Source organism: Paenibacillus kribbensis, from assembly GCF_002240415.1.
In the GTDB taxonomy this organism is placed as follows: domain Bacteria; phylum Bacillota; class Bacilli; order Paenibacillales; family Paenibacillaceae; genus Paenibacillus; species Paenibacillus kribbensis.
In genome coordinates this window covers 893,064-905,382 of the sequence record NZ_CP020028.1, presented here as the reverse complement: position 1 = coordinate 905,382, position 12,319 = coordinate 893,064, and the positions used below count along the sequence as shown (strand labels likewise).

The following is a 12,319-nucleotide window of genomic DNA, read 5'->3' as shown; positions in this document are numbered from 1 at the left end:
GGTTCTAATCCACCAAAATGTATTGATTTAATGTCGCCTTCAAATATTCCTGACGACCAGACGCGTTTTTGCGTGGAGCTTCGTTCGCCAGTGCATATTCAGCCAGCGAAGCAAGCGTTGCTTTTCCAGAAACGATGTCTGCTCCAATGCCTTCTTTAAAGCTGCTGTAGCGCTTCTCGATAAAGTCCTCAAATACACGATCCTCGATCAGCTTGGCGGCGATCTTCAAGCCTTTTGCATACGTATCCATCCCTGCGATGTGTGCGAGGAACAAATCCTCCGGCTCAAACGATGCTCTGCGTACCTTGGCATCAAAGTTGATACCGCCACGGCCCAGGCCCTCGTTTTGCAGCACTTCATACATGGTCAGGGTCGCATCATACAGGTCAACCGGGAATTCATCCGTGTCCCAGCCCAGCATCAAATCTCCCTGGTTGGCATCCAGTGATCCCAGCATACCGTTAATCCGCGCCACACGCAGCTCATGATCAAAGGTATGACCTGCCAACGTCGCATGGTTAGCTTCCAGATTCAGCTTGAAATGCTGATCCAGATCGTATTTTTGCAGGAACGCAATCGTCGTCGCCGCATCGAAATCATACTGGTGCTTGGTTGGCTCCTTCGGTTTAGGCTCGATCAGGAACTGAGCGTCAAAGCCGATTTCACGCGCATAATCCACAGCCATATGGAACATACGGCCCAAATTGTCCTGCTCCAGCTTCATATCCGTATTCAGCAGTGTTTCATAGCCTTCACGGCCGCCCCAGAAAACATAATTGTCTGCACCCAAGCGCTTGCCTACTTCTAGGCCCTTTTTAATCTGGGCGGCTGCATGTGCGTATACGTCCGCATTGCAGGTTGTCGCAGCTCCATGCAAATAACGAGGATGGCTAAACATGTTCGCTGTGTTCCACAGCAGCTTTTTCCCCGTAGCCTTCATATGCTCCTCAATCAAATCCACGATCGTATCCAGATTGCTGTAAAATTCCTTCAGGGAAGCGCCCTCCGGGGCAATATCCACATCGTGGAAAGCAAAATAAGGCAGATTCAGCTTATCCAGCAGCTCAAAGGCAGCTTCCACACGAGCCTTCGCCAAATCCAGCCCGGTGAACTTGGACCACGGACGTACCGCTGTCTCTACTCCAAACGGATCGGTGCCGCCTGCGACGAGTGTATGCCAATAAGCCATGCTAAAACGCAAATGCTCTTCCATCGTTTTTCCTGCCACAATTTCCTGTGGATTATAAAATTTAAATGCAAAAGGATTATTGGATTGCTTGCCCTCAAAATGAATTTTGGATACCTGCTCGAAATAAGCCATCAATAAGTTCCTCCTTTGTAGTAACCGTTATAGCAATCGTTATAATAAAGAATGAAGTAACCGTTTACAAAAAGATTCTAGCACAGACAAATAACTTTGTCTATTGCTTAAACTAAGTTTGTTTTTATGATATAATATCGGGAATTACACCAACAGGAAGTGAAAAGGTCATGAATGTCACCGGCGATCAGGCGCTTGTCAAAAAGCTGAATAAATCCATTGTGCTGGAGCGTATCCGCCTCCATGCCCCGCTATCCCGGGCACAATTATCAAGTCAAACCGGGTTAAACAAGGCCACCGTATCCAACCTGGTAGCAGAGCTAATCACCGAGGGACTTGTATATGAAACAGGATTAGGCGAATCCAGTGGCGGGCGTAAGCCTTTAATGTTGCTGTTTAACAGCCGCGCCGGTTTTGTGCTTGGCATCGAGGTTAGCGTGCAGTATATCCAGGGTGCTCTGACTGATTTGGCAGGAGCCATTGAGGCAGAGCTTGTCCTCCCCCTGGGGCAGCATGATCCTGCCTTTGTCATGGAACAGATTCGAAAGCTGGTTCAGCAGCTCATGCAGGTCACTCCTCCCTCCCCTCATGGCATCGTTGGCATTGGACTGGGAGTACCGGGTATGGTGGATGAATCGGGAACTGTTTTGTTCGCACCCAATTTGGGCTGGGAAGAGGTTCCACTGCAGCAGCAGCTTGAGACAGAGCTTGGCCTGCCCGTCGTAGTGGATAACGAGGCCAACGTCGGCGCTCAGGGCGAGCTGTACTATGGTATGGACGGCGAGCATCGGCAACTGGTGCGGGATCTGGTTTACATCAGTGCAGGTTCCGGGATCGGGGCCGGAATTATCATTGACGGCAAGCCGTATCAGGGGGCTTGGGGGTATGCCGGAGAGACGGGTCATATGACCATTGACTGGAACGGACGTTCCTGCACCTGCGGCAGCCGGGGCTGCTGGGAGCTGTATGCTTCGGAAAAAGCATATACAGCGCCCGCCCTCTCCCTGCCCGCACACAGTACAGCGAAATTACTGCCGTTTGCCCGGCAAGGTGACGCGGATACGTTAAGCGTCTTTCGTGATATCGGGCGATATTTGGGTGTGGGCATTACCAACATTGTGAACAGCCTCAACCCCGGCATGCTTATCATCGGCGGTCCACTGGCCGAAGCCAGACCTTGGCTGGAGCAGAGTATGCGTGAGGTAATTGATGAACGCGCCCTGCCCTATCACCGTCGACAGCTGCAAATCCGTTTTTCCACACTTGGCAGCCGTTCGACTATGTTAGGCGCCGCCTATGCAGCGACAGCCCCTTTTCTCGGGCGTGTACGGGTATCTCTGTAAAAAAAGGCGTACAGGAACACTAAAGTTCCTATACGCCTTTTTATTTTCAATATTCCCTAAGCTGATTAAGCGTTCAACACTTTTTCAAACTTGGTTTTGTTCATACCGGAAATACGTTCGTCCCCGATCAGAGTTAATGGAACAGCACGAATTCCCATATCCCATACTTCTTGCGCGAAGGCCTCATTCGTTTCGATGTTGCGTTCTTCGTACTCTACGCCCTTTTCACTCAAATAGCTTTTGACTTGACGGCAATGCGGGCAGTTTGTAGATGTGTATACAATTGCTTTTTCCATGAATATCACCTCATCAATTATGGTTATAAATATTATATTTATTCGGACCTGAACGAATTATTACAGAGCCATTGCGCTGTGCTCCAGGCTTTCGATATACTTCTCGCTGTCCATAGCGGCCATGCAGCCGCTGCCTGCTGCTGTAATCGCTTGTCTGTAGCGTGTATCCTGCACGTCGCCGCAAGCGAATACGCCAGGTATGTTCGTTTCAGAAGTGCCAGGTTTCACCACGATATAACCGTTCGCATCAGTTGTTATTTGACCTTCGAGGAAGCCTGTGTTCGGATGGTGACCGATCGCCACGAATACGCCGCTAACCGTAATGATTTCCTCTTTGCCTGTTGCATTGTTCAGCATTTTCAAGCCGGTTACCCCGTTCTCGTCAGCAATCACTTCTACAGGCGTACGGTTGAGTGCCCACTCAATTTTGCTATTGGCACGAGCACGATCCTGCATAATTTTGGAGGCGCGCAGTTCTTCACGGCGATGTACCAGCGTTACTTTGGAGGCAAAGCGTGTCAGGAAGTTGGCTTCCTCCAGCGCAGAATCCCCACCGCCGATAACCACAATTTCCTTGCCGCGGAAAAAGAACCCGTCACAGGTTGCGCAAGTGCTCACGCCGCGTCCGATGTTGTCCTGTTCGCCGGGAATCCCCAGGTATTTCGCAGTTGCGCCTGTGGAAATGATCAGTGTGTCGGTAACCAGTTCACCCAAACCCTCAACATCCAATGTAAAAGGGCGAGCGGTTGTGTCTACCTTGTTCACCCAGCCTGTACGGAATTCAGCGCCAAAACGCTCCGCTTGCTTACGCATATTATCCATCAAATCCGGTCCCATGATTCCTTCAGGAAATCCAGGGAAGTTTTCAACCTCTGTAGTTGTGGTCAATTGTCCGCCTGGCTGTGGTCCCTCGATCACCAGTGGGTTCATGTTGGCACGTGCCAGATAGATCGCAGCGGTCAGACCGGCAGGGCCTGTACCTATAATAATAGACTTGTACATATCTTGGTTCCTCCTAAAATATCATAAGTATTATATAGCCAGTTTTCGGTCCCGGGCGCTAGGCTGCTGCATATACTCTAAAAGCAGTTCTGCCAGAAGCTCATCCCAAAATATGGGCACCGGCTGTTGCAAAAACAAATCTCTTGTTTAATAGCTTCCTGTGACTTAGACTGATTCTAAATCCTAATTTCATTATGCGGAAATAGCTGTAAACAGTCAAATGAAGTTTTCATGAAGCGACGCTGGAAGATTAATCAGGTATGGAGGGGTTATCCCGATTATGAATGATGTTTTTGTAGGCAGTCTTATTTCTGCCCTGTCCACTGGACTAGGCGCTGTGCCCATATTATTTATGCGCAATGTTACGCATCGGCTTCGCGATGTTCTGCTGGCTTATGCCGCAGGAATCATGACCTCTGCATCCGTGTATAACCTGATTCCCGAAGCCATCCGGCATTCCAATTGGTTTGTGCTGTCTGCCGGTATTTTGCTCGGCTGTCTCGTATTATTGGTGATGGAAAGGTATATCCCCCATGCCGACCTGGAGGACCCGGATTCCAAGACCTTTCAGTTGGAGTCCAAATCTTTTCTCATCATTGCGGCTATTACGCTGCACAATTTGCCGGAGGGGCTTTCCGTCGGAGTCAGCTATGCAAGTGAAACCCAAAATCTCGGCGATCTGATCGCCTTTTCAATTGGCTTGCAAAATGCCCCGGAAGGCTTTATCGTAGCCTTATTTCTCGTGAATCAAAATATCGGCCGTTTCAAGGCATTGGGTATTGCCACCCTTACCGGAGCTGTGGAAATCATCACGAGTCTGATCGGTTTTTATTTGAGCAGCTGGGTGAACGGATTGGTGCCTTATGGCCTTGCTTTTGCCGCCGGAGCCATGATGTTTATCGTCTACAAGGAGCTGATCCCCGAAAGTCATGGAGACGGCAACCAGCGGATCGCCACATTCTCTTTTATTCTCGGCCTGATTACGATGATTGGGCTGACCGAATGGCTATAGCCGGACAGCACAAAAAGGCTGCCTTCTGCCTGTAATCCAGACAGAAAAGCAGCCTTTTAGCATGTTCAATGAACAATCTTATTTGTTCCGGTTCATGGAGCGCAGTGCTTCACGGTACTGCTCGTCCTTACTTTTCGGAGTCTCATTCTCTCCATGGGTCATTTTGGAGCGTCCATCCTTTTCCTCGCTCTTTCCAGCAAATCCACGTAAAGCCGCCCGATAATCCTGATCATCGTAAGTATCCTGAGAAGTATCCCGGTAAGCATCCTGGTGATCTCTACGCTCCCCTTCCAGCTTCACATCCGCATGGGTATCAGGCACTTTGTGATGCTCCTCGGCATGATGTTCGCTGGCATCAATAGCCTTATGCTGTGCCTCTCGCGCATGATCCGGCAGCTCCCGTACCTCGGGCTCCACCTGCACAGGATAAGGACGCTTGCTTCTTTGCCGTGAAGCCTCATCGGCTTGGCGAGCCTTGGGTGAAGACTTGCGCACCATCTTCGTATTAAATACCAGCAAAAAAATAAGGGCAACCACAGCTACTCCGATAAAAGCAATGGTCATGGGCGGCCTCCTATTCTCTTGCAGCGCTACGGTACCGTCCCGCCATCTCAGCGACCCGTTTGCCCAAAGAGCGACCTAATGCAAGATCATCGCCTGTTGGAAAATTTGGCGGCCCATTGGGGTCTGTCTCCACCGGACAGGTTACCCCTACGCCGTAATATGAACCGTAGAGTGCATTTTCCGCAATATTGGCGGGCAGTCCTACAATAATCATGCCTTGATGAAGCATCGGGGTGATCAAATTCAGAAGTGTTGATTCCAGGCCGCCATGAACTGTAGCGGTTGTGCAGAACACCGCGCCGATCTTATCCACCAGCTTGCCCTGCGCCCACAAATACCCGAGCTTATCAATCCAGCTTTTCAGACCACTGCTGATCGTGCCAAAATGGCCCGGGCATCCCCATATAATGGCGTCTACATTCCCCAGCTCTTTCACATCGGCCTCATTCACATGCTTTAGCAGCACTTCCGTGTGCTCCTGGCGCGCGCCCTCTGCGATTGAACGAGCAAGACGCTCGGTATGCCCATTTTCACTGTCATATACAATCATGATTCTGGTCGTCATTATGCGCATCATCCTTTGTCTGCAAAATCATCCTTTTCGCATGCGCTCTTATCCTCTCCCGAAATCCATCTGAATATTATGAAACATATGGCGCATACTTTGAAAATCCAAGAACTAGGGAGGCATGCAACATGAATTCACGCGCCATATTAGTCAATCTGCTGGTTATTATCATTATTCTGGCAGGAGGCGGAGCCGCCGCCTATTACTACAATCAATCCGCCAGCTACATAAAGACCGACAATGCCCAAGTAAGCGGACAAGCGGTTACCGTTGCCTCTCCAGGCGCGGGCAAGCTCACAGGCTGGAATGCCGAGGTCGGCAAAACCTATACCGCCGGAAATACACTCGGTACGGTAGAGGGAGGCGGAGGCCGGATTAGCATCACAATTCCAACCGATGGCACCATTGTGCAGCAATCAGCGGTGAACAACTCGATTGTTGGGGTGGGTACACCCTTGGCGAAGGCTTTTGATCTAAACAATTTGTGGATAACCGCCAATATAGACGAAACAGCTGTAAAAGATCTTCAAGTTGGACAGACAGTGGATGTATATATTGATGCATTTCCGGACACTTCCCTTTCCGGCAAGCTCGAAAAGATTGGCCTGGCGACCGCATCGACCTTTTCGCTACTGCCTACCTCCAACACTACTGCCAACTATACCAAGGTGACACAGGTCGTACCTGTCAACATATCCATTCAAGGCTACAAAGGGTTGGGTATTATCCCGGGGATGAGTGCAACCATCAGAGTTCACAAGTAGGAGGCTGTCATGGATCAAAAAATGTCCGTCGGACGCATTCTGTCCGTACTGTTGCTGGGAGCCTTCATTTCCATTTTAAACCAAACACTGCTTAACGTGGCTATTCCACACCTGATGAATGATTTCAATGTGTCAGCTACTACCGTTCAGTGGCTATCCACCGGATATATGCTGACGAACGGGATTCTGATTCCAATCACCGCTTTTTTGATTGAATCATTCGGAACCCGTGCGCTTTTTATCTCCGCGATGGGGCTGTTCACCGCCGGGTCTGTCGTCTGCGCTGCCAGTACCGGCTTTGCACCGATGCTGGTCGGACGCGTCATTCAGGCCAGCGGAGCGGGCATCATCATGCCTGTGGTCATGAACGTATTCCTGACGGTGTTCCCCCCAGAAAAACGTGGTGCGGCCATGGGGACGATGGGCATCGCTATGATGTTTGCCCCGGCGGTCGGACCGACTTTATCCGGCTGGATTGTAGAGCATTATAGCTGGAGGCTGCTATTTTTGCTGGTTATCCCGCTGGCAGTCATTGATATTCTGTTCGCCGTACGCTGGCTCAAAAATGTGTCCAAGCTGACGAAGCCGCATTTTGACCTGATGGGAACCATTTTTTCCACGCTGGGCTTCGGCCTGCTGTTGTATGGCTTTAGTTCCGCCGGAGACAAGGGCTGGAGCAGCAATACAGTTATACTTTCACTCGCTGTCGGGGTCGTATTTATTGTATTTTTTGTCGTACGTGAGCTAAGCATGTTAGAACCTATGCTGGAATTTCGGGTGTTTAAATACGATATCTTTACGGTTTCTACACTGGTTGGGGCTACCGTCAATATGACAATGTTCGGCGGGATGCTGCTACTGCCGATTTATTTGCAAAATATACGCGGCTTCACGCCGCTGCAATCCGGTCTGCTGCTGTTGCCAGGCGCATTGCTGATGGGGGTAATGTCACCGATCTCAGGGGCGGTTTTCGACCGTATCGGTGCGAGGCCATTGGCGATTATCGGATTGATCATTACAGCAGTGACGACATGGGAATTCAGCCTGCTGACCGATGCCACCACCTACGGACACATTATGGTGATCTATACGATTCGCAGCTTTGGTCTGTCGCTGCTGATGATGTCCGTACAGACGGAAGGGCTTAACCAGTTACCTCCCCATCTTGGCAGCCACGGCACAGCCATGTCCAATACAGTGCGGCAAATCGCCGGTTCCATCGGTACCGCTTGGCTTATTACCGTCATGAGCAGTCGGACTACGATTCATTTGGCCGATTATGCGAATGTCGCTACCACGGCCAATGCCTCTGTTACGGAAGGGGTGGCACAACTGGGACAAACTCTCGCGCAAACGGCTGGTGTTTCGCCGGAAACCGGCTCTGCGCTGGCACTGCAGCAGGTATACCGAAGTGCCGTTACGGAATCGACGATCCATGGCATTAATGATGCCTTCATCATCGCTACAGGGATTGCGTTAGCGGGACTCGTCTTTTCCCTATTCTTGCGGCGCTCTACACCGCGCCGAAGATAGACGTCCAGCATCGGCGAGCCAGATGTATAGATGGGCTTACTTTGTATACAAGATAGGCTGGCACGGCACAAGAAGGAGCATTCACGCCCTTGGATATTAAGGGAGTGAATGCTCCTTCCTGTTTTGTGATTTTATTAGCTTATGACCTCAGCAAGCGCAAGCCGTTTAAAATAACAAGCAACGTGCTGCCCTCATGCCCAATCACACCAAATGGCAGAGCTATATCCTGCACAAAGTTGCTGACCACCAGCAGCAGAATGACGCTTATGGCGAAGATCATATTTTGCTTGACCACCCGCTGCGCCTTGCGCGCCAGTGCTATCGTCGGAGCGATCTCTTCAATTCCGTCGTTCATCAGCACGACGTCCGCAACCTCGAGTGCAGCTCCGCTGCCGTTCATTCCCATGCCGAGTCCGACAGTTGCTGCTGTCAACGCCGGAGCATCATTCACACCGTCGCCGACCATGACGACATGCCCGTATTGCTCCCGCAGCATGCGAATATGGCTGACCTTGTCCTCCGGCAGCAAGCCGGCATATACGGCGTCGACTCCAGCCTGCGCCGCGATCACGGCGGCGGTTTCCGGCCGGTCTCCGGTCAGCATGACGACCCGGATGCCCTGTGCTTGCAGGCGTTTCACGGACTCCTGCGCCTGTGGACGCAGCTCGTCACGCAGCGCCAGCATTCCGGCAATCCGGTCATCCGCGAGGATGATCGATACCGTTTTGCCCTCAGCCTCCAGCCGGGTGCGAGCCTCTATCCACTCCGGCTCTGCCAGAGGGCCGGGTTCATCCAGCACATCTGTGCGACCGATTTTCCACTTCACCCCGCCGATGATGCCTTCCATCCCCCATCCGGTGAGTGCCTGCACTTGCTCAGCTGCGAGAAGCTCCCTTTGTCCCAACTTGGCTTCGGCTTTATCTACAATCGCTCGGGCCAGCGGATGCATTGAATAGCTTTCAATCGTGGCGACAATGTGCAAAAGCTCGTCGGAATCGTAGTCTGCAGCGGTTATCCAATCGGTTACGACAGGTGCTCCCATCGTTAGCGTGCCTGTTTTGTCAAAAGCAACAACAGAAGTCAATGCCATATTTTCCACATGCGCGCCGCCTTTGAACAGGATACCCCGGCGGGCACGGTTGGAAATGGCCGACAGCATCACTGGCATAATGGATGACACAAGGGCACATGGCGAGGCTACGACGAGAAACACCATGGCCTTGTAAAACGCCGCTGCCCACGTCCAGCCTAATGCGATAGGTGCACCTGCAATGACGATCAGCGTGGCCACAACAACAATCCGGGCATACATCGACTCGAACCTTTTGATAAACCGTTGCGAATCAGGAACTTCAGTCTGAGCTTCTTCGACCATGCGAATGATTTTCGAAAATAAAGTGTTTTCAGAGGACTGGCTAACCTCTACGTACAGCACGCCTTCCCCATTAACGGTGCCTGCATATACCTCGTCACCCTCCACCTTATTCACCGGAACGGATTCCCCGGTAATGGATGCCTGATTCACCGCCGACACGCCCTTGGAAATTCGGCCGTCCGCCGGAATCAGTTCGCCCGGCTTTACCAGCAGCAGATCACCTGGCAGTAATTGCTCAATGCCGACTGTTTCTGTTCCCTCAGAGGACAATCGCAAGGCTGTCTCCGGCTTCAATGCCATCAGTTCGGAAATATCCTTACTGCTGCGCTCGGTGGTATAGCTTTCCAGCGCACCGCTGAGTGCAAAAATAAAGATCAGCATGGCTCCTTCATTCCAATAGCCGATCGTCGCAGCCCCCAGGGATGCTGCAATCATGAGCAGATTAACATCCAGATCACGCTCACGGATCAGTGTTTCTACTCCTTCTCTGGCCTTGGACCATCCCCCCAGGGCATAGGACACCACATACAGGATGACCGATAGCCATTGCGACCAATGCGAAATGCCCCATGCCATCAGCATCAGCATTCCGCTGCCGAGAGCTGCCTGCATCTCCTTGTTTTTTAGCATGCTTTTAAGCTGAAACTGTGGTTTGCGATTCGGGCCGGGCCGCCCGCTGCCACTGCTTTTTGAACGTATCTGAGCAGAAGAAGATAAGGTCTCTTGAAGTTGTTGAACAGCTTGCATCATGTCACATTCCTTTCCGTATTTGATCTTTTTACCTGCATCTCATTGAGAATGATATCCATTGTTAAGGCCCTTAAAATAGCACATGCTGCTTCGGGAAGCCCGAAGCAGCATGTTTGGCAAATGAGAATGATAATCATTTTTGCATTAATACAATTATTTTGGTTTAATGAAACTTTTGTTTTATTATATACCCTCTTTTTCTGGTTGTAAACCCGCAAGGTCCCAAATTAAAAGGATACCCACGTAAATAACGCAGGCACCCTTTTGATTTTACAGCAGTCCGCATTTGAATTTCGTGTTACCTTCGAGCTTTGGTACTACAGTGGAAATTGCTGCGCATGTTTGTGTAAAGCATCCGATGAATGCTGCTGCTCCGAGCACTGCAGAATTCCACAACGCGCAGTCCCTATGCGTGCAGCCGGAACGGCTTCATTCGGACAGATGATCCCCGTCAGCTCGTTTTCCCAGATTGCAGCCCCATCCAGAAACGGATAAATTTCAGCTAACGCCAACCAGATCGGAAGCTCAGGCTTTACACACCGAATAGCCTCCGTTATGCCATTGAGCGCAGCGGCACTGTTTCTACGATCATTCGCGCAAGCCGAATTTAACCGCTCCTCAGCCTCACTGTTAGCGGATACAATCGGGGTGACCTCTAAAATCATCATATCAGCAAAGCGTGTCATATCCGCCGCTTGAGACGCCTGCTTGATCTGTTGTGCGTTCACTTCCGGCATATGATTGGCGCTGGCGTGCTCCCCGGAATGTCCATTCCGCGGTTGGCTTTCGTCAGGCTTCATAGACACATCTACCGTCAATAAAACGCCTACCCGATACGGAATACAACGCAGGCGTCCACATAAGGTTTGCTCGGCAACACCGTCAATCCAGTCCCGGGTTACCCGAAATTGGCTAACGTCAGCCGGATTGCGCACCAAAATCTCCAGGCGAGGCTCTCCTCCCTGGCGAACGCTTCGCAATGCTGCACGCAGCAATGCTTCCAATTGCATATCTTGCAGGCTGCCGATGCCCACTGCGTTATTCTGTTCGATCAGGGCTATACTGAGCGGTGATCCGTTCAAAGATTCGAACAAGCCTTCATACTCCGTTTCCAGCAGACCGATGATTCGGCGGGACAAATGTTCACACAAACCAGGCAAGCCAGACGCCTTATTAAACGTTTTGTACGTGTCTGATGCACAGGAGCCTGGAATAGGGATGGGGTTGGGCTTCCCATTAGGGACAGGATTCATCTGTCCAGATTCTGCAGCATCCAGATAGGCATAGCATAATTCCCCAACACGGCTGGACGTCTGTGACAAGGGGCCGTGCAAAAGGCTGTAGCCGTCAAAGCTTTCTATATCTGGGATAGATGCCGGCATGGTGCTTAAACGATTCACATTTTCAGGAGCATCCCCATAAATCCGTATCGGTGTATGTCTGTATTCATCGCTCCATTTTAACAGTGTATCTATCGCTTTCCTGCTATCGGTGTTACCCTTATTCAGCGTTATTTCCCCAAGCAACTCCGGGGTCACAGCCAGCAATGCCTCCTCTTGGCTGATCTTGCCCTGTTCGACTATTCCGATCAGCCAGCCCAACGGGTCTTCCTGCTGTGAGGCAGATACTTCATTGCGCCCGGCGAGCACCGACTCGATAGCCAGTCTCTGTGCAGCAGCAGCCTCCCTTCCCGGCTCGGGGTCTTCGCGATCCCCGCTGTTTTTGCTATCCCACAGCCCTGTGAATATATGCATCAGTTTAGCCTCCATGCTACTAATCCTTCCTTTCTTC

General features: G+C 51.0%; 11 protein-coding genes. 4 read left to right on the top strand and 7 right to left on the bottom strand.

All coding sequences use genetic code 11. From position 1 onward, the window contains the following. Positions 1-4: 4 nt before the first annotated feature. Positions 5-1,321, bottom strand: a complete 1,317-nt coding sequence (gene xylA / locus B4V02_RS04025; RefSeq protein WP_094153834.1) for a xylose isomerase — start codon at positions 1,319-1,321, stop codon at positions 5-7. Positions 1,322-1,491: 170 nt separating this feature from the next. Here xylA and B4V02_RS04020 point away from each other — a divergent pair, with 170 nt between their 5' ends. After that, complete coding sequence (locus B4V02_RS04020; protein ID WP_094153833.1) at positions 1,492-2,664, top strand: ROK family transcriptional regulator; 1,173 nt, start codon at positions 1,492-1,494, stop codon at positions 2,662-2,664. A 65-nt stretch (positions 2,665-2,729) separates the two neighbouring features. Here B4V02_RS04020 and B4V02_RS04015 read toward each other — a convergent pair whose 3' ends face one another. Further along, positions 2,730-2,960: a glutaredoxin family protein gene (locus B4V02_RS04015; RefSeq protein ID WP_094153832.1), complete on the bottom strand. Its 231-nt coding sequence runs from the start codon at positions 2,958-2,960 to the stop codon at positions 2,730-2,732. Positions 2,961-3,020: 60 nt separating this feature from the next. Next, a complete protein-coding gene (trxB, locus tag B4V02_RS04010) occupies positions 3,021-3,962 on the bottom strand; it encodes a thioredoxin-disulfide reductase (protein ID WP_094153831.1) in 942 nt (313 codons plus the stop codon). Positions 3,963-4,242: 280 nt separating this feature from the next. On the opposite strand from trxB, the gene B4V02_RS04005 reads away from it, so the two are divergent. Continuing rightward, on the top strand, positions 4,243-4,974 hold the full coding sequence (locus B4V02_RS04005; protein WP_007432164.1) for a ZIP family metal transporter: 732 nt from the start codon (positions 4,243-4,245) through the stop codon (positions 4,972-4,974). A gap of 78 nt (positions 4,975-5,052) precedes the next feature. Here B4V02_RS04005 and B4V02_RS04000 read toward each other — a convergent pair whose 3' ends face one another. Next, positions 5,053-5,538 carry a hypothetical protein gene (locus tag B4V02_RS04000; protein ID WP_094153830.1) on the bottom strand — a complete coding sequence of 162 codons (486 nt, stop codon included), beginning with the start codon at positions 5,536-5,538 and terminating at the stop codon, positions 5,053-5,055. Between the two features lie 10 nt (positions 5,539-5,548). Further along, a complete protein-coding gene (locus B4V02_RS03995) occupies positions 5,549-6,103 on the bottom strand; it encodes an NAD(P)H-dependent oxidoreductase (protein ID WP_094153829.1) in 555 nt (184 codons plus the stop codon). A 131-nt stretch (positions 6,104-6,234) separates the two neighbouring features. On the opposite strand from B4V02_RS03995, the gene B4V02_RS03990 reads away from it, so the two are divergent. Both B4V02_RS03990 and B4V02_RS03985 read left to right on the top strand, forming a co-directional pair. Continuing rightward, entirely contained in the window at positions 6,235-6,870 is a 636-nt protein-coding gene (locus tag B4V02_RS03990) for an HlyD family secretion protein (RefSeq protein WP_094153828.1), read from the top strand. Between the two features lie 9 nt (positions 6,871-6,879). Further along, positions 6,880-8,403, top strand: coding sequence for a DHA2 family efflux MFS transporter permease subunit (locus B4V02_RS03985; RefSeq protein WP_094153827.1), 1,524 nt, complete (start codon positions 6,880-6,882; stop codon positions 8,401-8,403). 139 nt (positions 8,404-8,542) lie between these two features. Here the strand turns inward: B4V02_RS03985 and B4V02_RS03980 are convergent, their stop codons facing one another. Together B4V02_RS03980 and B4V02_RS03975 are read right to left on the bottom strand one after the other, a co-directional pair. Further along, a complete protein-coding gene (locus B4V02_RS03980) occupies positions 8,543-10,525 on the bottom strand; it encodes a heavy metal translocating P-type ATPase (RefSeq protein ID WP_244188527.1) in 1,983 nt (660 codons plus the stop codon). A 320-nt stretch (positions 10,526-10,845) separates the two neighbouring features. Next, positions 10,846-12,297, bottom strand: a complete 1,452-nt coding sequence (locus tag B4V02_RS03975; RefSeq protein WP_094153825.1) for a PEP-utilizing protein — start codon at positions 12,295-12,297, stop codon at positions 10,846-10,848. Positions 12,298-12,319: the final 22 nt, after the last annotated feature.